The organism is Ruegeria sp. BC8, assembly GCF_056535705.1.
On record NZ_JBQFIV010000001.1, the window covers coordinates 1,941,382 to 1,963,288 of the forward strand.

At 61.7% G+C, this 21,907-nt stretch carries 24 protein-coding genes and 1 tRNA gene; 8 read left to right on the top strand and 17 right to left on the bottom strand.

All coding sequences use genetic code 11. The features are described 5' to 3' along the window. Positions 1–197: 197 nt before the first annotated feature. Together ACR3EK_RS09830 and ACR3EK_RS09835 are read right to left on the bottom strand one after the other, a co-directional pair. Complete coding sequence (locus tag ACR3EK_RS09830; protein WP_480633279.1) at positions 198–1,079, bottom strand: metallophosphoesterase; 882 nt, start codon at positions 1,077–1,079, stop codon at positions 198–200. A 3-nt stretch (positions 1,080–1,082) separates the two neighbouring features. Further along, complete coding sequence (locus ACR3EK_RS09835) at positions 1,083–1,682, bottom strand: superoxide dismutase (RefSeq protein WP_170358674.1); 600 nt, start codon at positions 1,680–1,682, stop codon at positions 1,083–1,085. Positions 1,683–1,779: 97 nt separating this feature from the next. Here ACR3EK_RS09835 and ACR3EK_RS09840 point away from each other — a divergent pair, with 97 nt between their 5' ends. Both ACR3EK_RS09840 and ACR3EK_RS09845 read left to right on the top strand, forming a co-directional pair. Then, a complete protein-coding gene (locus tag ACR3EK_RS09840) occupies positions 1,780–2,541 on the top strand; it encodes an FkbM family methyltransferase (RefSeq protein WP_480633280.1) in 762 nt (253 codons plus the stop codon). A gap of 105 nt (positions 2,542–2,646) precedes the next feature. Next, a complete protein-coding gene (locus ACR3EK_RS09845) occupies positions 2,647–3,033 on the top strand; it encodes a hypothetical protein (RefSeq protein ID WP_480633281.1) in 387 nt (128 codons plus the stop codon). Between the two features lie 55 nt (positions 3,034–3,088). Here ACR3EK_RS09845 and ACR3EK_RS09850 read toward each other — a convergent pair whose 3' ends face one another. From ACR3EK_RS09850 to ACR3EK_RS09860, 3 genes are all read right to left on the bottom strand, one after another. Then, a complete protein-coding gene (locus ACR3EK_RS09850; RefSeq protein WP_480633282.1) occupies positions 3,089–3,655 on the bottom strand; it encodes a sarcosine oxidase subunit gamma in 567 nt (188 codons plus the stop codon). Continuing rightward, positions 3,648–6,662: a sarcosine oxidase subunit alpha family protein gene (locus ACR3EK_RS09855; protein WP_480633283.1), complete on the bottom strand. Its 3,015-nt coding sequence runs from the start codon at positions 6,660–6,662 to the stop codon at positions 3,648–3,650. The genes ACR3EK_RS09850 and ACR3EK_RS09855 overlap by 8 nt, the downstream gene beginning before the upstream one ends. 67 nt (positions 6,663–6,729) lie before the next feature. Then, positions 6,730–7,059 carry a sarcosine oxidase subunit delta gene (locus ACR3EK_RS09860; protein WP_170446575.1) on the bottom strand — a complete coding sequence of 110 codons (330 nt, stop codon included), beginning with the start codon at positions 7,057–7,059 and terminating at the stop codon, positions 6,730–6,732. 50 nt (positions 7,060–7,109) lie between these two features. On the opposite strand from ACR3EK_RS09860, the gene ACR3EK_RS09865 reads away from it, so the two are divergent. Next, positions 7,110–7,271: a hypothetical protein gene (locus ACR3EK_RS09865; RefSeq protein ID WP_170358663.1), complete on the top strand. Its 162-nt coding sequence runs from the start codon at positions 7,110–7,112 to the stop codon at positions 7,269–7,271. 2 nt (positions 7,272–7,273) lie between these two features. Here ACR3EK_RS09865 and ACR3EK_RS09870 read toward each other — a convergent pair whose 3' ends face one another. Continuing rightward, a complete protein-coding gene (locus ACR3EK_RS09870; RefSeq protein ID WP_480633284.1) occupies positions 7,274–8,518 on the bottom strand; it encodes a sarcosine oxidase subunit beta family protein in 1,245 nt (414 codons plus the stop codon). 175 nt (positions 8,519–8,693) lie between these two features. Between ACR3EK_RS09870 and ccmI the strand changes: the two genes are divergently transcribed. Genes ccmI through ACR3EK_RS09885 form a run of 3 tightly spaced genes read left to right on the top strand, consistent with a single transcriptional unit; the run spans position 8,694 to position 10,636 of the window. Next, entirely contained in the window at positions 8,694–9,923 is a 1,230-nt protein-coding gene (ccmI, locus tag ACR3EK_RS09875; protein WP_480633285.1) for a c-type cytochrome biogenesis protein CcmI, read from the top strand. Beyond that, positions 9,920–10,384 carry a Holliday junction resolvase RuvX gene (ruvX, locus tag ACR3EK_RS09880; RefSeq protein ID WP_093962467.1) on the top strand — a complete coding sequence of 155 codons (465 nt, stop codon included), beginning with the start codon at positions 9,920–9,922 and terminating at the stop codon, positions 10,382–10,384. The genes ccmI and ruvX overlap by 4 nt, the downstream gene beginning before the upstream one ends. A gap of 18 nt (positions 10,385–10,402) precedes the next feature. Further along, positions 10,403–10,636 carry a DUF1289 domain-containing protein gene (locus tag ACR3EK_RS09885; protein WP_170337967.1) on the top strand — a complete coding sequence of 78 codons (234 nt, stop codon included), beginning with the start codon at positions 10,403–10,405 and terminating at the stop codon, positions 10,634–10,636. Positions 10,637–10,639: 3 nt separating this feature from the next. Here ACR3EK_RS09885 and ACR3EK_RS09890 read toward each other — a convergent pair whose 3' ends face one another. The 10 genes from ACR3EK_RS09890 to ACR3EK_RS09935 form a co-directional block, all read right to left on the bottom strand. Next, entirely contained in the window at positions 10,640–10,858 is a 219-nt protein-coding gene (locus ACR3EK_RS09890) for a hypothetical protein (protein WP_170358657.1), read from the bottom strand. Positions 10,859–11,210: 352 nt separating this feature from the next. Then, entirely contained in the window at positions 11,211–11,939 is a 729-nt protein-coding gene (locus ACR3EK_RS09895) for a SpoIIAA family protein (protein ID WP_170337963.1), read from the bottom strand. A gap of 33 nt (positions 11,940–11,972) precedes the next feature. Next, the gene (locus ACR3EK_RS09900; protein WP_260063204.1) at positions 11,973–12,692 is read right to left on the bottom strand and encodes a hypothetical protein; all 720 of its coding nucleotides are present in this window, start codon (positions 12,690–12,692) and stop codon (positions 11,973–11,975) included. Positions 12,693–12,751: 59 nt separating this feature from the next. After that, a complete protein-coding gene (locus tag ACR3EK_RS09905) occupies positions 12,752–13,576 on the bottom strand; it encodes a sulfite exporter TauE/SafE family protein (protein ID WP_170337959.1) in 825 nt (274 codons plus the stop codon). A gap of 33 nt (positions 13,577–13,609) precedes the next feature. Then, positions 13,610–14,647 carry a tRNA dihydrouridine(20/20a) synthase DusA gene (gene dusA, locus ACR3EK_RS09910; protein ID WP_480633286.1) on the bottom strand — a complete coding sequence of 346 codons (1,038 nt, stop codon included), beginning with the start codon at positions 14,645–14,647 and terminating at the stop codon, positions 13,610–13,612. A 108-nt stretch (positions 14,648–14,755) separates the two neighbouring features. Then, a complete protein-coding gene (gene arsB, locus ACR3EK_RS09915) occupies positions 14,756–15,799 on the bottom strand; it encodes an ACR3 family arsenite efflux transporter (protein WP_480633287.1) in 1,044 nt (347 codons plus the stop codon). Beyond that, entirely contained in the window at positions 15,796–17,073 is a 1,278-nt protein-coding gene (gene arsJ, locus ACR3EK_RS09920) for an organoarsenical effux MFS transporter ArsJ (RefSeq protein ID WP_170366406.1), read from the bottom strand. The genes arsB and arsJ overlap by 4 nt, the downstream gene beginning before the upstream one ends. After that, a complete protein-coding gene (locus ACR3EK_RS09925) occupies positions 17,070–18,068 on the bottom strand; it encodes an ArsJ-associated glyceraldehyde-3-phosphate dehydrogenase (protein WP_480633288.1) in 999 nt (332 codons plus the stop codon). The genes arsJ and ACR3EK_RS09925 overlap by 4 nt, the downstream gene beginning before the upstream one ends. Continuing rightward, a complete protein-coding gene (locus ACR3EK_RS09930) occupies positions 18,065–18,910 on the bottom strand; it encodes an arsenate reductase/protein-tyrosine-phosphatase family protein (protein ID WP_480633289.1) in 846 nt (281 codons plus the stop codon). Before ACR3EK_RS09930 ends, ACR3EK_RS09925 begins: the two co-directional genes overlap by 4 nt. A 139-nt stretch (positions 18,911–19,049) precedes the next feature. Next, positions 19,050–19,136 (bottom strand) — tRNA-Leu (locus ACR3EK_RS09935). 142 nt (positions 19,137–19,278) lie between these two features. Here ACR3EK_RS09935 and ACR3EK_RS09940 point away from each other — a divergent pair. Continuing rightward, positions 19,279–19,938 carry a DsbA family oxidoreductase gene (locus ACR3EK_RS09940; protein ID WP_222457192.1) on the top strand — a complete coding sequence of 220 codons (660 nt, stop codon included), beginning with the start codon at positions 19,279–19,281 and terminating at the stop codon, positions 19,936–19,938. Between the two features lie 39 nt (positions 19,939–19,977). After that, complete coding sequence (lipB, locus tag ACR3EK_RS09945) at positions 19,978–20,634, top strand: lipoyl(octanoyl) transferase LipB (RefSeq protein ID WP_170449513.1); 657 nt, start codon at positions 19,978–19,980, stop codon at positions 20,632–20,634. A gap of 314 nt (positions 20,635–20,948) precedes the next feature. Here the strand turns inward: lipB and ACR3EK_RS09950 are convergent, their stop codons facing one another. Then, complete coding sequence (locus ACR3EK_RS09950; protein ID WP_480633290.1) at positions 20,949–21,902, bottom strand: cation diffusion facilitator family transporter; 954 nt, start codon at positions 21,900–21,902, stop codon at positions 20,949–20,951. Between the last annotated feature and the right edge of the window lie 5 nt (positions 21,903–21,907).

The window sequence follows — 21,907 nt, forward strand, 5'->3', positions numbered from 1 at the left end:
TTTTCGTGGCCGTCCCCCGCCCGACAAGAACAGCCAACATCTTGCACCCACGGCACAATTTGGCAGCTATTCCCTCATTGTTTTGGTTTTGGCGGTTCTCTCCTCCCGCAACTAACAGCTAATCACTCTTTGGCGTCTTGCAACGGCGCATGCGTGCAAAAGTTGACGTATCGGCAAGTTTCCACCCGAAGCGCAGATCAGGCCGAAATTTCGACAAGCGTAATCTCGGGTGTAACACCAAACCGGACCGGAAGGATCGAGCACCCAATGCCGCCGGAAACTACCAGATCCTTTCCACCTTCGCGCACCGGGCCGTAGGCATAGCGATTGCCAAACAGCGAGGGCACCACGGGCGACCACCCAAACAGTCTGATTTGACCACCATGCGTGTGACCGGACAGTGTCAAGGCGACGCGATCTGGCACTTGGGGAAATATGTCCGGTTCATGCGCCATCAGGATGACGGGCGCGTCATCGGTAATCTGCCGCAACGTGCCGGACAGATCGTCCAGGCCGCGGTATCGCCCATTGCCCTCCACGATGGCCAGTTGGTCTTCGAGGCCCGCCAGCCAGATTCCCGGACCATCCAGTTTCTGCGCAGAATTGGACAGGACCGGGATGCCACTCGCGGCCAATGCATCGGCATATAAGTTGGGCCCACCGCCCCGGCGTTGCGCGGCCGTATCATCCCACCAGTCATGGTTTCCCAGCACCGCGAAAACCCCATGGCGCGCGGTCAGTCCGGCAAGAACCGAGGTGATGTCCGCCATCGCGACAGGTTTCGAAACCATCCTGTGGCTGGCGGTGAAATCCCCCAGCAGCAAGACCAGATCGGCATCCAGCGCATTTGTTCGCCTTACGACCTGCTTGATACGCTTTACGGTAACGAATGGCTCGCCGGCATGAAGGTCGGCGATGACCGCGATCCGCAGCGGAGGCGCCGTCCAGTCCGCGCGCTTGAGCTTCCATTTGCGAACCCGCAGCCGCATAGCCGGTTCGATAAAGAACCCGTACAGCGAAACAACAAGGCCTGCCAGCGTCACCGCCAGCAGGCCCTTGATGAACCCTCGTCGGGTCAAGAGTTACATCCGCGATGCAACGTTTTCCCAGTTCACCAGGTTGTCGAGGAAGTTCGAGAGGTAAGCCGGGCGCTTGTTGCGGAAGTCAATGTAGTAGGAGTGCTCCCACACGTCGCAACCCAGCAGTGCCGTCTGGCCGAAGCACAGCGGGTTCACACCGTTTTCGGTTTTGGTAACCGCCAGCGAGCCGTCGGCATTCTTGACCAGCCACGCCCAGCCCGAACCGAACTGACCGGCTCCCGCCGCGCTGAACTGCGATTTGAACTCCTCGACCGAACCGAAGCTTTCAACCAACGCCTTTTCCAGCTCGCCCGGCATCTTCGACTCGCCCGGACCCATCATTTCCCAAAACTGGTTGTGGTTCCAAAGCTGGCTGATGTTGTTGAAGATCCCGTTCTGTGCGACGGCCGACTTGTCATAAGTGCCGACGATGATCTCTTCCAGCGTCTTGCCGTCCCACTCGGTCCCGGCGATCAGCTTGTTGCCGTTGTCGACATAGGCCTTGTGGTGCAGATCATGGTGATATTCCAGCGTTTCCGCCGACATGCCCTTGGCTGCCAGCGCGTCATGTGCATAAGGAAGATCAGGAAGTTCAAAAGCCATCTCGGCCCCCTGTAAATTTGTGTTGCGTTCCCAAGGTTAAATGCTTTGGCAACCGCCGCAGGTCAAGGCCCGAGCGCAGAAAACCCGGAGGTCCGCGATGCTGACGCAGGCGCGCAAGATGTTCTACCGTGCTCGCGGTCATTATGCAGGCAACCTGAATGGCGAGGTGTTCCGGCTGGACCCCTACCATTCGAAATTCTGGCGCAAGGCCTCAAGCGGCGCGTGGGAGCCCGAGACTTTCGCGGTCCTGGACCAGCACCTGTCGCCCGACCGCGACTATCTGGACATCGGCGCCTGGATCGGCCCGACGGTTCTCTATGGCGCGCGCAAGGCCCGGCATGTCTGGTGTTTCGAACCCGACCCCACCGCCTTTCGCCATCTGGCCTGGAACCTAGACCTGAACGACATCCGCAATGTCTCGGCCTTTGGCGTGGCTTTGTCCGACCGGTTCGGCGTGGCGCGCATGGCTTCAGTCAGGGGCGAGCGCGGCGACTCCACCAGCTCGCTCCTGCATGACGGCGCGCATGGAACCGATGCCCTGACCATCGCCTGGGACCAGTTCACCACAGCGACGGACCTGACAGGCATTTCGCTGGTCAAAATGGACATCGAAGGGGCGGAGTTTGCGGTTCTGCCGACGCTCGCCGACTGGCTGCGGGAGCAGAAGCCAGCCCTGTATCTGTCGCTGCACGCGCCCCTGCTGGACGAAAACAATCGCGCCGAACGGGTCGAAGCCCTGCTTGCGACGTTGTCTTTCTACTCAAACATGCACGATGAAGCCGGGCGCCCAATCTCGGCCCAGGACTTGCTGGACCCGAGCGCCTTGCCCCAGTACCGCAGCGTCCTGTTCACGGAATAGAGTTCCGCAACGGAAACTCTACCCAAACGAGAGTTTGCCCTTGAACACCCGACGACGCAGTGTTCATTTTCCTGTATTGATCATTGAAATTACAGGAAAATTGACTTGCGACTTATTCCATTTCTCGCCGCGGTCCTGACAGCACAGGCGGCCGCCGCATCCCCCACGGCTTACAAGTGCACGATCACGAAAAAGGATAGCCACGGCTGGGTTGCACCCGAATATGCCTTTCAAATCGACCCCACGGCCAGCACGGCCCAAGCCGCCAGCAACTACCATGACTGGACCAACGCGCAGCTTCGGGATCGTGGGGCCAAGGGCTATCGGATGATCTGGAACGTGACGCTCAAGAGTACCGAAGGTCAGGCCATTCGAATGCGCTATCAGGCGAATCTTGCAACAGACGGTGGGCTAAAGGTGAGCGGCAGTTTCGTGAATTTCGGGGCATCGAACAAACCCTACGGAACCGGCAGATGCGAGGCCGTCAAATAATGAAAAGCCCCGGTGATGTCCGGGGCTTGTTCTTTCTGCCAAGGTGGAGTCGGGTTCAGTAGTATCCGACCTCGCTGCCGGGCTGCGCCGCAACCTTCAACAGCTTGAACACGTAATCCGCCACCGATCGGAAGCACACCACGCGAAAGGATTCCGCGTCGTCCATCCAGAACGCCCCCGCAACCTGCGCCAGGCGCGTGCGCCGGATCTGACCGGGCTGGAAGACATCGGACGAGAAATCGACGGGCGCAACCTTGCCCAGCACCTCACGCGCGGTCGATCCCGAGACCCGGAACACCGCCCGCGCGTCCGAGACGTTGACCGCCAGCGCGTGAACGCCGCTCAGCGCGCCCTGCATGGCGGCCAGTTTTTCCTCGACCTCGGCGTAGGGAACAAGCACCAGCAGCTCGTCCGGCGACATCCAGCAGACGCCGGTTTCGCCATCGACGAAAGCCTCGCGCTGGCCGGGCATCTTCTGGCCGGTGGCGTCCTTGACCGCCTTGATCACGACTTTGTCGGACAGGTCGCCGCGCAGGGTGATCATCCCCTGCAGGCCGCATTCCTCGATCCGGGCGATGCCGTCAAAGCTTGCGTGGTTCAGTGCGCTGATGGGTTCAGACATTCTGCTTCTCCCCGTCCTTGTCGTAGAACACCGGGTCCACGATCTTGGCCTTGTAGATTTTCTCGTCGGTGCCCGGGGTTTCGATCACTTCGCCCATGCGGTTCGGCCCGTTCTTGACCAGCCCCATGGCGATGCCCCGGCCCAGGTTGGCCGAGTAATAGGTCGAGGTGACGCGCCCGATCACGTTGCGCTGGCCGTTGGCATTCACGCCTTCGCCCACCGCATAGGCACCGTCGGGCAGAACCGATCCATCCACAGTTTCCAGACCCACCAGTTTCCAGCGGTCCGGGTCGGTCATGTGAGAGCGTTCCTGCGCCCGCTTGCCCAGGAAATCCTCTTTCTTCTTCGAGATCGCCCAGTGCAGCCCCAGATCCTGCGGGATCACGGTGCCGTCGGTCTCGTCCCCGATCATGATGAAACCCTTTTCCGCCCGCAGAATGTGCAGACATTCCGTGCCATAAGGCATCACGCCGAACTTTTCCCCGGCCTCCATCAGGGCATCCCAGAAGGCCTGACCCTGGCTGGCGGGCACCGCGATTTCATAGGACAGCTCGCCCGAGAACGAGATGCGGTAGGCCCGGCAATCAAAGCCGCCGATCTGGCCGTCGCGCCACTCCATGAACGGCAGCGCCTCGCGGCTGACATCCATGCCGCCCAGCTTCTCCAGCACCTTTCGGGCGTTGGGGCCCACCACGGCGACCTGGGCGTATTGCTCGGTCACGTTGGCGACATAGACCTTCCAATCCCACCACTCGCATTGCAGCCATTCCTCCATATGGGCATGGATGCGTTCGGCTCCGCCGGTGGTGGTGTGGCACAGCCAGGTGTCCTCGTCGATGCGGGCCACGACGCCGTCGTCGATCAGGAAGCCGTTTTCCGAGCACATCAGGCCATAGCGGCATTTGCCGGCCTTCAGCGTGGACATCATGTTGGTGTACATCATGTCCAGAAACTTGCCCGCGTCCGGGCCCTTGACGATCAGCTTGCCCAGGGTCGAGGCATCCAACAGCCCGAGGTTTTCACGGGTGTTCTTGACCTCGCGGTTCACCGCGTCATGCACGGATTCCCCGGCTCGGACATAGGCGTAAGGGCGACGCCAGTGGCCCACCGGCTCCCAATCGGCACCATTCCGGTCATGCCAGTCATGCATGGGCGTGCGGCGGATCGGCTGGAACACCTCGCCGCGCGCCTCGCCCGCGATGGCTCCCATCGAGATGGGCGTATAAGGCGGGCGGAAAGTGGTGGTGCCGACCTTGGGAATCTCCGACTCCAGCGCATCAGCAAGGATCGCCAGACCGTTGATATTGCTCAGCTTACCTTGATCCGTCGCCATGCCCAGCGTGGTATAACGCTTGGTGTGCTCGACGCTTTCATAGCCTTCGCGCGCGGCCAATTGCACATCCGAGACCTTCACGTCGTTCTGGAAGTCCAGCCACGACTTCATGCGCAGCTGCACCTCGGCCTTGGCGGGCATCAGCCAAACGGCCTGCATGGGCGCTTCGGTCTCGGCCTCGCCCTGCGGTGCCTTGGTGTTCTTCGGCTTGAAGCCGGCTGCCTTGGCCGCGGCCTTGCCCGCGGCGTGGGCATCGGCCAGCACCTCGCCCAGCGCCAGCGGCCCGCTTGCCGAGCCTGCGGCCACAACAAAGCCTGCGCCATCTGCGCCCAGCGGCGGACGGTCGGGGTCGGGGCGGAAATGGGCGTTGGCTTCGTCCCAGATCAGCTTGCCACCGCAATGGGACCACATGTGCACCACCGGAGACCAGCCGCCCGACATGGCGACCGCATCACATTCGACCTCTTCCCGAGCGCCGCCGATGCCTTCCTGGTTGCAGATCGCGACCTTCTTGACCCGCTTGCCGCCCTTGACCTTGGCGATGGCCTTGCCGGGATCGACCCGGATACCGAGGCTGCGCGCCTCGTCCGCCAGCGGCCCGGCCGAGGGACGGGCATCGACGACGCGCAACACATCCACGCCAGCCTGTTTCAGGATGATCGCGGTGCGGTAGGCGTCGTCATTGTTGGTGGCGACGATCACGCGCTCGCCCGGGGTCACGCCCCAGTTGACCACATAGTCGCGCATGGCCGAGGCCAACATCACCCCCGGCACGTCATTGCCGGCAAAGGACAGCGGGCGCTCGATCGCACCGGTCGCCGTAACGACCTGTTTGGCGCGTATGCGCCAAAGGCGGTGGCGCGGGCCCTGGGTGCCCGGTTTGTGGTCGTTCAGACGCTCGTATCCCAGCACGTAACCGTGATCATAGACCCCAGCCCCCATGCAGCGCGACCGCATGGTGACGTTGCCCATTGTTTCGAGTTCGGAAACCAATTGTTCCACGAACTTATCCACAGGCTCGTCGTTGACGGTGCCGCCGTCGACAGGCGCGCGCCCCCCCCAATAGGCGGTCTGCTCGATCAGCATGACCCTGGCGCCCGATTGCGCGGCGGCTTTGGCCGCCTGCAGGCCCGCAACACCGCCGCCGATCACCAATACGTCGGTGAAGGCATAGAAGTGTTCATAGGTATCCGCGTCGCGGCTGTCCTTATCGGGCGCCTTGCCCAGACCGGCGGACTGGCGGATGAACGGCTCGTACACATGTTTCCAGAACGGTTTGGGGTGGATGAACGTCTTGTAGTAGAAGCCCGCCGGCAGGAACCGCGCCAGAGCCGTGTTCACCGCGCCGATGTCATATTCCAGGCTGGGCCAGTGGTTCTGCGAGATCGCGGTCAGGCCGTTGAACAGCTCGGTCGTGGTGGCACGCTGGTTCGGCTCGAACCGGTTGCCCTGCCCCAGACCGACCAGCGCGTTGGGCTCCTCGGCACCGCTGGCCACGACGCCGCGCGGACGGTGGTATTTGAACGACCGGCCGACCATCATCTGATCATTAGCCAGCAGGGCCGAGGCCAGCGTGTCACCCTGATAGCCCTGCATCGAGGTACCGTTGAAGGAAAACGTGACCGGTTTCGACCTGTCGATCAGGCGACCTTGATTTGCGAGACGGGTGCTCATGTTGCGGACCTTTCGCAGGTGGAGGCACCAAGGCCTCCGGCAGATGTATTCATGAGAAGACGAAGCATCAGGAGAACTCTCTCCACGTCCAACCCGGCCGTTTGGCCGAAATCGCATCGCGGATCTCCTTCGGCGGCTCAGTGACCTGGGCCGAATAGGTGCCGAACACCTCGAGCGTGGCGGTGCAGCGCGCGGCATGGAACCACTTGCCACAGCCGTTGCTGTGGCGCCAGCGTTCGAAATGCACGCCCTTGGGGTTTTCGCGCATGAACAGATAGTCATGGAAATCGTCGTCCGACGACCCGGGACCGAAGCGTTTCAGATGCGCTTCGCCACCGGCGGTCAGTTCGGTCTCTTCGGCGTCGACGCCGCAATAGGGGCATTTCAGGATCAGCATGTGGCTACTCCTTGCTTGAATTCTTTCGACCACACGCCCAAGTCGAGTGTATGGATATTTTGACCATAATTCTGACCGTTGCAGGCACGCTTGCCGTCTTTGGGCTGATCGCGTTTTTCATTTTCCGGTCTGAGGAAAAGAAGGCCATCAAGCCAAAATCCGACAGCCCGAAAAGCTCTGAAACCATTCACGGAGCACATTGGGGCGACTGACATCAGTGCGCGACCCCGGCGGCGACGCTTTCGTCGATGAAGCGGCCCTCTTTGAACCGGTCCAGCGAGAACGCCTCGGTCAACGGGGAATGCCCGGTGGCCATCAGCTGCGCCATGCCCCAGCCCGAGCCCGGGATGGCCTTGAACCCGCCGGTCCCCCAACCGCAGTTGATGAAACAACCGCCCAAGGGCGTCTTGGACAGGATGGGCGAACGGTCGCCGGTCATGTCGACGATCCCACCCCATTGCCGCAGCATCTTGAGGCGCGAGATCATCGGGAAGGTCTCGACCAGGGCGCGGACGGTTTCCTCGATATGGTGGAACGAACCGCGCTGGGTGTAGTTGTTGAACCCGTCGGTGCCACCCCCGATCACCATCTCGCCCTTGTCGGATTGCGACATGTAGCCGTGTACGGTGTTGGCCATCACCACCACGTCCATGCAGGGCTTGATCGGCTCGGACACCAGCGCCTGCAGGGCCAGCGCCTCAACCGGAAGGCGGAAGCCCGCCATCTCGGCCAGTTGGCCCGAGTGACCCGCGACAACGATGCCCAACTTGTCACATTCGATGGCGCCCTTGGTCGTCTCGACCCCTGTGACGCGACCGTTTTCGGACCGGACGCCCGTGACCTCACACTGCTGGATGATGTCCATACCCATATTCGAGCAGGTCCGGGCATAGCCCCAGGCCACCGCATCGTGGCGTGCGGTGCCGCCGCGCTCTTGCCACAGCGCACCCAGGACCGGATAGCGCGGGCCGTCGATGTTGATGATCGGGACCAGCTGCTTTACGCGCTCGGGCTCGATCCATTCGGTCTTGACCCCCTGCAGCGCGTTGGCATGCGCCGTACGCTGATAGCCGCGCACTTCGTGCTGGGTTTGCGCCAGCATCATCACGCCGCGCGGGCTGAACATCACGTTGTAGTTCAGATCCTGGCTCAGATCCTCGTACAAGCTGCGCGATTTTTCGTATATCGCCGCCGACGGGTCCTGCAGATAGTTCGAGCGGATGATGGTCGTGTTCCGCCCGGTATTGCCGCCGCCCAGCCAGCCCTTTTCGATCACTGCGACGTTCTGGATACCGTAATTCTTGCCCAGATAATACGCCGTCGCCAAACCGTGTCCGCCGGCACCGACGATGATCACGTCATACCGTTTCTTGGGTTCTGGCGAACGCCACGCGCGCTCCCATCCGGTGTGATAGCGCAGCGCCTCTCGCGCTACGGCAAAGGCTGAATAGTGTTTCATGAGCGAATCCGTCCGGTTCGTGATTGGCCGAAGATATGCCGTGCGGCGACAGATTACCCCTGCCGTGCAGCGCCGCAATATCGCACTATTGCGACATGTAGGCCATTCGCGGCCATTTGTCCCTTTTTTCCGGGCGCGCGCAGGTCTAAGTGAGGGCAACAATTCCGGAGAGATCATGACATTCTGGGTTCTGCTTCTGCTCTTTGCGCTGTCGATCACCGCATTCCTGGCCTTTGGCCTGACCCGAACCCGCCGGCGACAGGAACATCCGGCGGCCTACGATCTGCGGGTTTACAAGGAACAGCTGGCCAGCGTTGACCGCGATCTGGCCCGCGGTGTGATCGCCAAAGCCGACGCCGAGCGGGTCCGGACCGAGATTTCGCGCCGTATCCTGGCTGCCGACGCGCAAATCCGCACGGGTGACGCGGCGACCGGGCCGTCGACCACTGTTCGGGTGGCCGCCATCGGGTTCGTTGCCCTGGTTCTGATCGGCGGAGCGTTTGCTCTGTACCGCCAGCTGGGTGCTGCCGGATACCCTGATCAGCCGCTTTCAGCGCGCATGGAAATGGCCGCCGAACTGCGTGAGAACAGACCCGGCCAGGAAGAGGCCGAGCAGATGGCCCCACCCGTCGAAGCGCCTCAGCTTGAAGACAGCTATGCCAACCTTCTGAACCAGCTGCGCACGACCGTGGCCGACCGACCGGACGATCTTCAGGGTCACATTCTATTGGCGCAGCACGAAACCAACGCGGGCAATTTTCAGGCCGGTTATGCAGCCCAACGCCGTGCAATCGAGTTGATGGGGGATGAGGCTCCGGCGGACGCCTATTCGAACCTGGCAGAAATGCTGATCCTGGCGGCAGGGGGCTATGTCTCTCCCGAAGCCGAAGCGGCCTTGCGACAGGCACTGGAACGCGACCCACAATCGGGACCGGCGCGCTATTACTGGGGACAGATGCTGCTGCAGATCGGACGGCCGGACCAGGCCTATCGCGTCTGGATGGACACGCTGCGCACGTCGCCACCGGGGGCGCCTTGGGCCAACGCCATTCGCGCCCAGATCGACGAACTTGCCTGGCGCGCCGGCGTCTTCAACGCGCCCGAAATGGCAGCTGCTCCGGCAGGTGCGGGCCCCAGCCAGTCGGATATGGAAGCCGCGGCAGAAATGACGCCCGAGGAGCGTCAGGAGATGATCCGCGGCATGGTTGACGGATTATCGGACCGGCTGGCGACCGAAGGTGGTTCTCCGCAGGAATGGGCCCGACTGATCTCGGCGCTGGGGGTGCTGGGAGAAACCGAGCAGGCCGCCGCGATCCGGGATGAAGCCGCGACCAAGTTTGCCGAAGACCCCGCCGCGCTTGAACTGATCAACTCGGCCGCGCAGCAGGCTGGTCTGTCGCAATGATCCAGGACGTGTTCGAGGATTTCGCAGCCGCATTGCCCCCGATGCAGGCGCTGATGGGTCTGGACCTGGGCGAAAAGACGATCGGCGTGGCTGTTTCCGACCGCATGCGCGGTGTGGCCAGCCCACTTGAGACCGTGCGCCGCAAGAAATTCAAGCTGGACTCTGCCCGCCTTCTGGAGATCGCCGCCGATCGCGAGATCGGAGGGATCGTCCTTGGTCTGCCCATGAATATGGACGGATCCGAGGGTCCAAGGTGCCAATCAACCCGCGCGTTTGCCCGCAACCTGTCCCAACTGACCGACATCCCGATCGGGTTCTGGGACGAGCGTCTGAGCACAGTTGCGGCAGAAAAGGCACTTTTGGAGGCGGATACGACACGAAAACGTCGCGGACAGGTTATCGACCACGTCGCGGCGGGTTATATCCTGCAAGGAGCGCTGGACAGGCTGCGCTTTCTTTAACGAGCCCGGAGACCGGCGATGACGAACATGATTTGGAAAAGGAACGAGGTCGAAAGCCCCTGTGTCCAGATCTGCGTCGTGCATCCGACCGAGCGTATCTGTACGGGCTGCTATCGCACCATCGACGAAATCACGCGCTGGTCGAAAATGGACAGCTCGGAACGCGCCGAAATCATGAATGACCTGCCTGCCCGCAAGCCTCGCTTGGCCAAGAGACGGGGTGGTCGCGCGGCCCGTCTGGACAAATCCTGACAATCAAAGGGCTTTGTCGGTCTTCCGACCGTCTTCTTCATCTTTCGCAGAGTCTGCGCATGTCTTCACACCGGACCGTTGCCCGGCCTTCAATTCACTGCGGAACAAACGGGTGATTTCCGACTTGCTGGTCTGCGACCGTCGAAGACTGGCTTCCTGAAAATCAACTTCGACAGCCGCGCTGGTCATGGATTTTCTTTTCAAAAACTTGATCAGCCGCATACGAGCCTTCCTGAATAAATCTGCGTCGCTGCGGGCCGGTCGAGAGCTCGGAAAAAGGGGGGTCGAGCCGTATGACTATGCGTGAGTGAGTGGCGGCCCGCAGCGACGATTTGCGCATACCGGAGTCAGGCTTTTGAGAAAGGGGGAAAACCTGCCGTCGCGCTTCAATTTTTTTACCAATTAGACAAATCAGCCGGAGAGACTCAACAGTTACAATGCCTTCGCGCACCGCGGCTGGGCGAAAAGGACGTAACGTAACAAGTTGGACCGGCCCGCGACAGCGTCAGGTGTCAATCCAGGATTTACCCCCGGACGCGCAGCGCGGCCCATTCTTTCGGGCCGCGCGCAACCGTCATCCGGCAGCCAGCCACGCTTTGGCGTTTTCAATCTCTTCGGACGGGAAAAACTGGGTACGTGTACCCAGAATGTGGCCACCCACGCGCTGCGCGATGTTCTGCCATGCCTTGTCGCCGACGATGGCTGCCCGATCCAGCATTCCCACGTGACCGCGGGCCAGACGGAAATGCGCGGCCAGAGCGGTCAGCCCTTGCCAGCCATCGAATTCCCTCAGATCGATCAGCAACCGGAACGCATCCCGGTCGCCGAGGATGGCATCCAAATCGGCTTCGGCCTTTTCGTATTCCTCGGGGTCCAGCTTACCCATCAGGCTGACCTGCACGCATGGCCCGCCCAAATCCACTATGTGGATCGCGCCCAGAGATTCTCGGATCCAGCGGCGCGCTTCTTCCAGCTCGGCCAGCTCGAATACCTGCACCGGACAGGGCATCAGCGGCGCAGCCAGGCGCACGCTGGTCTGGACCCATCCCTTGTCTGCGACGACCGCGGCGCGATCGAAGCCGCGCCAATGGCTTAGGCCCAGCTTGGTATCTTCCCAAGCAGCGCCCAGATCGTAGCCTTTGAACTCGGGGCCGACGATAACCAGCAGGCGGACGGCGTCATGTTCCGCCAGCGCAGCCTCGATTGCGGGAACCAGAGTGCTTGTGTAATCGGCGCTTGTTACTTCGCCGGACAATTCGATTTCGATCAATGCTCCGTCGGAATTCTTGTGGACCGTAATCATTTTGAGCCTCCAAAGCCAAAGAATGGCAGAAGGTTACGGGGATTCGATCCATTCGGCCACACCGCCCGGCAGCTCGGGCCGGAAATAGGCAATCATCCGTCCGTCCGGCCCCGCCGTTGCCCCCGCCCCCCAAGGCGCGACCCCATGCAGACAATGGCGATGCAACACGTAGGTTTCGCCGGGCGAGGCCGACACTTCGATACGCGGGCAGGTCTCGAACACTTCGCGACGAGCGGCCTGATAGGCCTCGGTGATATCGGTCTGCGCCCACCGGGTGCGCGGAACACCGGCCAACGCAGCCTTGAAAGCCGCGCCCATGATCTTGTGGCTGCCATCCCAAACGACCAGAGGCGCGGCATCTGCGCTCGCCTGTGTCAGAGGAATACCCAGGACCCATGCGTGAGTTTCGTCGATCTTGCGCCGACGGTCCGGGCCGCCGGGTTTCAGACCATCCACATGCGCCGCGTCGCGCTTGGCCCGGTATCGGGCCGCCGCCTCGTTCTCGCCCCTGCGCGGGCGCGGATAGCCGGGATAGACGACCGAGACCTGCCCCTTGTGCAATTTGATCGATTCATAGTGTTCAACCAGAAACGCGACAGCCTGCCCGCTCAACGGGGCTGAGGCCCCGACACGCCCTGCCCCGTCATTGGGCAGAGCATCGACGCCGATGAACCAGGTGCCTTCGCAATCCAACCACTGCCGGTGGGCTGGGTCACTGGCGGCCTGCTGCGCCAGTGGTAGGGCGTGGGCCACCCAGTCTGCTATGGGCTGGTCGTAGGGGAATACTTCCCACCCCCGTGACCAAAAAGGCCTTACCACCCCACTGCCTTGCGCAGCATATTCAGCGCCACCAACGTGAGGAACACGGCAAACACGCGTTTGAGCGGCTTGGGGTCCATCGCATGGGCCAGTTTCACCCCCCAGGGCGCGGTGATCATCGTCATCGCAACAACCACGCCAAAGGCCACAAGATTGACGGCGCCGATGGTCAGCGGCGGACGGTGTTCAGCTGCGATCGGCAGAAACAGAAAGCCCAGTACCGAGGGTACGGCGATGATCACGCCAAAGCCCGCGGCCGTCGCAACGGCCCGATGGATCGGTGTGTTGTAGAGGCTCATCAGGGGCACCCCAAAGCTGCCGCCGCCAATTCCCATCAGCACCGACAGAAACCCGACCAAAGGCGAAATCACCAACCGCTTCAGCCCGCCGGGCATGGCATCACCCAATCGCCATTCGGACTTGCCAAGTCCCAGATAGGCGCCAATCACCATTCCAAGGATACCGAACAGCGCCTGCAACGCTTCCGTGCGCAGGGCCGAGGCGACCAGTACGCCAACAATCGCACCGACAGCGATACCCGGACCCCAACCGCGTAGAATATCCCAATCGACGGCGCCTTTCTTGTTGTGACTCAGCACCGAACGAACCGAAGTCACGATGATCGTGGCAAGTGACGTCGCAAGACACAGCTGCATCAGCTGCGGGCCACCATATCCCAGCGTTTGAAAAGCGTAGAAGAAGGCCGGCACCAGAACGATCCCGCCACCGACTCCCAAAAGGCCAGCCAAAACACCGGCCAGCGCGCCGATCACAAGCAAAAGGCCCAGCATCTGGGCCAGCAACATCGTATCGGGCATCCGTCCCCCTTGGTCCCCGGCCCGTGGGCCGTCTTAAATTACCTGCGCCGCCTCGGCATCCGGTGCCACGCGGGACAGCGCGTCCAGAACCACGTCAGGTCCGGCATGGTCTTTGACCGCGCCTTCGGACAAAGCGCGCCTCCAACCACGAGCACCCGGGCGTCCTGCGAACAATCCCAGCATATGTCGGGTGATCTGGTGCAACCGCCCCCCGCCGGCAAGATGCCGATCGATATAGGGCAGCATTTTCATCACGACTTCAACCGGGTCCGCCTTTTGCCCCGACCCGTAGATCAGCGGGTCGGCATCGGCCAGAATATCGGTCGGCTGATGATAAGCAGCCCGGCCGATCATCACTCCGTCCAGTCCGGCGTCCAGATGCACCTGGGCTTCGGCCAGTGTCGTGATGCCTCCGTTGATCGAGATGTGGAGATCCGGAAAATCAGCCTTCATCCGGTGAACCAGGTCGTAGTCCAGCGGCGGTATGTCCCTGTTTTCTTTGGGGCTAAGCCCCTGAAGCCAAGCCTTGCGGGCGTGGATCGTCACGCGCCGACAGCCGGCAGCGCGAATCCGATCCAGAAAGTCGGGCAATACGTCCTCGGGGTTTTGGTCATCCACGCCGATCCGACATTTGACCGTGACATCGACATCAACAACTTCCCGCATGGAGGCCACGCAATCGGCGACCCGGCCCGCCTCTTTCATCAAGACGGCTCCAAACGTTCCTGATTGAACCCGATCCGACGGGCAGCCGCAGTTCAGGTTGATCTCGTCATATCCGGCCTCAGCCCCCAATGCGGCCGCCTGAGCCAGCTCCTGCGGGTCAGATCCGCCCAATTGCAGAGCGACGGAATGTTCCTCGGGGCTATGGTCCAGAAGATGCAGCGCTCCACCCCGTACCAGAGCAGGGGCCGTCACCATTTCCGTGTACAAAAGCGTTTCAGCACTGAGCAAACGGTGCAGATACCGACAGTGCCGATCGGTCCAATCCATCATCGGCGCAACCGACAAGCGCGCAGCGCGAGTGACTTCGCTGCGATCAGCATGTGCCCGAGATTGAAACCCAGCCATCAGTGCACGTTCCTTTTTGTGGCCCAGACAAAAGTGCGGCGCCCGGCCAAGCCGGGTCCGCGCTAGGCGTCTACCACTGTTTGACGCCAGATTTCCACCATCGGATTGCTAGGCCCGGACGTCCTTTGGAGATTGTTCCGAGCGCTCGGCAAAACTGCCGCGCGTCCGGTTGGCGAAAGCCACCAGCGACAGCATCACCGGCACCTCGACCAGAACGCCCACCACCGTGGCCAGAGCCGCACCCGAATTCAGGCCGAACAGGCTGATGGCGACGGCCACCGCCAGTTCAAAGAAGTTGGACGTGCCGATCAGTGCGCAGGGCGCCGCAATCCGGTGCGGCACGCGCAGGGCAAAAGCCGCCGCATAAGCCACCGCAAAGATCCCGTAGGACTGGATCAGGATGGGCACGGCGATCAGCGCGATAACCATCGGGCGGTCCAAGATCACTTGCCCCTGCAGGCCGAACAGGATGACGACGGTCGCGATCAGGCCGACAACGCCCCATGATTTGACCCGGTCGCGGAACGCCTCGATCCGCTCGGCCGAGCCCAGCCGGTTGCGCGTCCAGACACCTACCGCCAGGGGCAGCGCCACGAACAGGACAACCGACAGGACCAGCGTCTGCCACGGAACCGAAATGTCGGTCACACCCAGCAGGAAGGCCACGATCGGGGCGAAAGCAAAGACCATCACGATGTCATTCACCGACACCTGCAGCAGGGTATAGTTCTCGTCCCCCTTGGTCAGATGCGACCAGACGAACACCATTGCCGTGCAGGGCGCCGCACCCAGCAGGATCAGCCCCGCGATATATTGCTGGGCATCGGCGGGCGCGATCAGGTCGGCGAAGACGTATTCGAAGAACAGCACGCCCAGCGCCGCCATGGTAAAGGGTTTGATCAGCCAGTTGACCACCAGCGTGATCGCCAGCCCCTTGGGCTGTTTTACCACGTCGCGCAGGCTGCTTGGGTCCACCCCCACCATCATCGGATAGACCATGGCCCAGATCAGCACCGCCACCACCAGGTTGACATTGGCCACCTCGGCCGCCGCGATGGCCTGGACCAAACCCGGCGCGAATGAGCCGATGGCGATCCCGGCGGCCATTGCCAGCGCGATCCACAGGGACAGATACCGTTCAAATACGCTCATGCAGAGATCTCCGAAGTTGTGTGGGGCTGCAAGCGCCCCGCAGCCAAGGCGGAAAGCGCGACCATGGCGGCCGCCGTCCCGAGCATCAAGGGCAACCCGCCCCATTGATAGGTCAGGCCGGACAGCAGCGTACCCAACAGCCGCCCGCCCGCATTGGCCATGTAGTAGAAGCCCACATCCATCGTCACCCGCTCGGCCCGGGTGAAGGCCAGGATCAGATAGGAATGCAGCGAGGAATTCACCGCAAAGACCGCGCCAAAGGCCAGCAGTCCACCCACCAGCGTCAGCGTCAGCCACGGCGCGGGCCCAGAGGACATCAGCGCAGCCACCGTCAGGACGGCCGGCACGCAGGCCAGCCCCCAGGCCCAGCTGCGCGCTGCTGCGACCAGATCGGCCTCATCCCGCGCCCCTGCCCGCAGCAGACGCGGGGCGGCAGCCTGAACAATGCCGTACAGAATGATCCACAAGGCCATGAACCCGCCGACCAGAAAAAAGGCCGAGCGGTTGCCGGCTTCGCTGCCATCCGACAGCACGGCGTAGAAATAGATCGGGATGCCGACGACGAACCAGACGTCGCGCGCCCCGAACAGGAAGACCCGCGCCGCGGACAGCCAGTTCACATTGGCCGATTTCGAAAAGACCTCGGAAAATTTAGCGCCCTTGCGGCCCTTGGGCAGCCCCGGCGGCATCGCCAGCAGCACCGCCACCAGGATCAGGAACAAGACCCCCGCCATGCCCACCACGGCACCCGTGAAGCCGAACCCGGCCAACAAGGCCGCTCCCAGCAGGAAGCCCACCCCTTTGACCGCGTTCTTCGACCCGGTCAGCACCGCGACCCAGCGGAACAACCCGCCACCTTCGGTGGGGGCCAACAGCTTGACCGCCGATTTCGACGACATCTTGGTCAGGTCCTTGGCCACGCCGCTGGCACCCTGCACGACCATCACGAAGGCGACGGACATACCGATGGTCCAGCCCGGATCCAACTGCGCTAGCGCCAGCAAGGCCAGCACCTGTATCGTCAGCCCCGCGTACAGGGTCGCGGTCAGACCGAACCGCGCGGCGATCCACCCGGCGGCCAAGTTGGTGGCCATCCCGGCGATCTCGTACAGCACGAACAGATAGGCCAGCTGAACCGGCGAAAAGCCCAGCGTGTGAAAATGCAGCAGCACCAGCATCCGCAGGGCACCGTCGGTCAGCATGAAGGCCCAATAGGCTGCCGTGACGGAGATATAGGCCGACAGCCCGTCCGGACGTTGGGAAGCGCTGGTCAAAGCGATGCCCCGACCATCATCGCGACATCCACCAGACGGTGCGCATAGCCCATCTCGTTGTCGTACCAAGCATAGACCTTTACCTGCGTTCCATTCACCACCATGGTCGATGGTGCATCCACGATGCTGGACCGGGTGTCATTGGTATAGTCGGTCGAGACCAACGGGCGTGCCTCATAGCCCAGAACGCCGGCCAGGGGCCCTTCGGCCGCGGCCTTGAACAGGGCGTTCACCTCTTCGGCGGTGGTTTCGCGTTCCACCTCAAACACGCAATCGGTCAGCGAGGCATTCAGCAGCGGCACCCGCACCGCATGCCCGTTCAGCCGACCCGTCAGTTCGGGATAGATAAGGGTGATCGCCGTGGCGCTGCCGGTTGTCGTGGGGATCAGCGAGTTCAGCGCCGACCGGGCACGGCGCAGGTCCTTGGCCGGACGGTCCACGATCGTCTGCGTGTTGGTGACGTCATGAATCGTGGTGATCGAGCCGTGCCGGATGCCCAGGCTCTCGTGGATGACCTTGACCACCGGGGCCAGGCAGTTCGTGGTGCAGCTGGCCGCGGTCACGATGCGGTGGCGCGCCGGGTCATAGGTGCCTTCGTTCACGCCAAAGACGATATTGGCCGCATCACCATCTTTGACAGGCGCCGAGACCACCACCTTCTTCACAACGGCGTCAAAGTAAGGGGCCAGCTTTGCCTCGGTCTTGAAGACCCCGGTGCAGTCTATGACGACGTCGACGCCTTCAAGCGGCAGATCAGACAGGTTGCGGGTTCCGATGAAAGGCAACCGCACGCCGTCGATGGTGACCGAGCTTTCGTCATGGCGAAACTCGGCGGCCCAGCGGCCATGCACGGTGTCGAATTCCAGCAGATGCGCGTGCATCGCGGGGTCCCCAACCGCATCATTGATCCAAGCGATCTGCGCCCCTTTCTCAAGCAGGGGTTTCAAGGCCAGCTTGCCGATGCGGCCAAGGCCGTTGAGAGCATAAACAGTCATGCGGTTTCTCCGGTATGGATCTGGCCGATGTCATCCACGGCCTTCTGAAGGGACATACGGTCTAGGGTTTCGAACGGCAGCGAGGAAAAGGTCAGGATCCGGTTGCGCAGCGCACCATAGGCCTGCTGGAAGGCAAAGCTTTTTTGGGCCTCTGTTCCCTCGGCCTTCACCGGGTCGGGCATACCCCAATGCGCGCTGACCGGCTGCCCGGGCCAGGCGGGGCAGTCTTCGTTCGCAGCCTGATTGCATACGGTGAACACGAAATCGAACTTCGGCGCGCCCGGGGCCTGGAACTCGCTTACATTCTTGGCGCGCAGGTCCGAGATGTCGTGCCCATTCTGCCGCAGCACCTCAAGCGCCGCTGGGTTCAACTGGGACCGCGGACGTGTACCGGCAGAAAACACGTTGAACCGGTCGCCGCCAAGCTGCTTCAACAGGGCCTCGGCGAAAATCGAACGCGCGGAATTCCCGGTGCATATGAACAATACGTTGTAGGTACGCGGGGCCTTGGCCGCATGCGCGTCAACGCCGTTGAGTGGACTGGGCGCGCAGAGTTCCGGACGCCCACGGCAGCAATCCAGCAGAAGGTAATCGAACGTCTGCCGCACGGCGTCCATATCCACCGAGTAGCGCAAGGACGTCCCGACCCTTTCCTGCGTCACAAGGCCGGCCTGCATCAGCGCGTTTACGTAGTTGGACAGCGTATTCGGCTTGAGGTCCAACGCCATGGCAATCTCGGTCGCGGGTATGCGATCGGGATACCGGCGCATCAACAGCCGGAAAACGGCCAACCGAGCCGGATGACCCAAGGTGGACAGGCGGTCGGGAATCACTTTTTCCATAATTCATGGATATTCGAATTACAGACGAAATCAAGTGCCCGTTTTTGGCGCGTTTAAACCGCAGGCAAGATTTTACGATTGGCCACAAAGATGCCCCTCGCCCAAAACGGAACGACGGGTGAATTGATATTGAAGAAAATGGTGCGGCCGAGAAGACTCGAACTTCCACGGGTGTTACCCCACAGCGACCTCAACGCTGCGCGTCTACCAATTCCGCCACGGCCGCACTGCCTGTGACTTGGTAGGCGGCGTATAGACGCTTGGCAAAAGGATGTGAAGAGGCAAAAGCAACCGCATTGGAATTCCCGGCCCGCAACCATATCTGTGGGGTCATGAAACCCGATGCCACATCGCAGCAGGAGCATCCGATGACCACACCCGATCCCCGCCCCGTCATCCAAGTCGACATCGTATCCGATGTCGTATGCCCGTGGTGCATCGTCGGGTTTCGCCAGCTTGATCTGGCGCTGGAGCAGGAGAACGTGCTGGCGCAGCTCCGGTGGCACCCGTTCGAGTTGAACCCCGCAATGGGGCCAGATGGCCAGAACCTGCGAGAGCACATCATGGAAAAGTACGGCTCGACCGCCGAGCAGAGCCAGCAGGCCCGAGACCGGTTGACCGCGTTGGGTGCAGATTTGGGTTTCACGTTCAATTTCAATGATGACAGCCGGATCGTGAACACCTTTGCTGCGCATCAACTTCTGGACTGGGCCGAAACGCATGGCAGGCAACACCCGCTGAAGCTGGCGTTGTTCAAGGCCTATTTCACAGATCAGCGGGATGTTTCGAAAATTGAGGTATTGCTGGATGCCGCTCAGACCGCCGGGCTCGACCCAGACGCCGCCCGCGCGGCGTTGGAATCGGGCGCGCATGCAGGCCCGGTACGGCAAAAGCAACAATTCTGGACCAGCCGAGGCATCACCGGAGTTCCGGCAATGGTTTTTGGCGGCAAGTACCTGCTGACGGGTGCGCAGGGCAACGAGACCTACGCTCAGGTCCTGCAGCGATGCCGGGCCGAGGCCGCCTAACCTCTTTCGCTTGGACAGCAGGACGGCTATGAGGCGCGCATGGAATGGAAGATCACCGACGGACTGACCGACTATGACACCGCCGTCGCCTTCATGGAGGCGCGGGTGGCCGAGATTGCGGCCGGAACTGCGGACGAGTGCATCTGGTTCTTGGAGCATCCCCCGCTCTATACGGCCGGAACATCAGCCAAACCCCAAGACCTGACCGACCCGGATCGATTTCCGGTCTATGCCAGCAAGCGCGGGGGCGAATACACCTATCACGGACCTGGCCAGCGGGTCGTGTATGTCATGCTGGATGTCGGAAAGCGCGGCCATGATGTCCGCCGCTTTGTCAAACAGCTGGAAACCTGGGTGATCTCGGCACTGGCCGAGTTCAACGTCCACGGAGAAATCCGCGAAGGCCGTGTCGGTGTGTGGGTGCCGCGTAAGGACAAGCCGCTGACCGTCAGCGGCGAACCAGCCGAGGACAAAATCGCGGCGATCGGCATCCGCTTGCGGAAATGGATCAGCTTCCACGGCATCTCGATCAACGTGGAACCCGACCTGGAGCATTTTTCGGGCATCGTTCCCTGCGGTATCCGGGAGTTCGGCGTGACCTCGTTGGTGGATCTGGGATTGCCGGTGACAATGGCCGATGTCGATGTGGCTCTGCGCAAAACCTTTACTGAGGCTTTTGGCCCCGAGGTGGCCTGACCCCCTCGCATCGACCATGGTCTCGAATCGCAGAATCTGACGCTGCGGAACGACAATCCTCGATGCAGGGTTCTTCTGTTTCTCAATACGGTCGCAAATTTCCGAAGATTGCCGCGAATTGCCATAAAATTTAGGGAATCTCCTTCTTCCTTCCACACAACAGCCGCAGTTTGAGGTATCATGAATATACCGTTCAAGAGTGAGTGGTATGTTAACCGGTGATCGCGGCCAGCCCGCGAAAATCGATCAAGTGTTTGGTTACGAGTCTGCCGTTCCGACCCCATATCGGAACGGCAATTCTCGTTTTTGGGGCCTCAGTTTTCGCCTGATTGGTCTGTGGCATGGCCGAACCGCATGGTCTGTGGGCAGGCCCGACCGGCCATTTCCACCTCAAGCGTCAGGTGGCCGATCCCAAAACTGTTGCGCATAGTTTGTTTCACCAGACCGCGCACCTCGTCAGCCTGCGACCAGGCGCAGTCTTCGACCACCAGATGCGCGGTAAGAGCGGGCTGGTTTTCCTGCATGCTCCACAAGTGGACATGGTGAACCTCGCGCACGCCGTCCGTTGCCTCAATGGCCGAGGCGACCTCCTCGGGGTCCAGATCGGGCGGCGCGCCAAGCATGAGAACACGGATCGTTTCTCCGATCTCGCTTTGGACATGCCACAGGATGTAGAGCGAAATCAGAATGGTGACGGCCGGGTCGACCCAGGTCCAGTTGAACAGGATCACAGCCACCCCGGCCACGATCACTGCAACCGATCCCAGCGCGTCAGCAACGTTGTGCAGAAAAGCCGCGCGGATATTCATGCTGGTTTTGGCCATGCTATAGGTCAAAAGCGCGGTGATCAGATCCACCAACAACGCCAGCATGGCAATCCAGACCACAAGCCAGCCATCAATCGGCTCGGGCTGAAAGAACCGGGTCACCCCTTCGTACATCAGGTACACGGCGATGACGATCAGCGTTGTATAGTTGACCAGCGCCGCGACCACTTCGGCCCGACCGTATCCGAAGCTCATGCGCGGGTCGGCTGGGCGTCGCGCGATCTTGCGGGCAAAGAACGCGATGATCAGTGCAATCGCGTCGGAAAAATTGTGCAGCGCGTCAGCGATGAGCGCCAGCGACCCCGAAAAGATCCCGCCGACCACCTGTGCCAGCGTCAGAAACATGTTGACCGCGATGGCCCATGCCACCCGCGCGTCTCCGGCATCGGCGTCGATTTGGGCGTGGTGTTTGTGTCCGGCGTGGGAATGATCATGCGCCATGATGT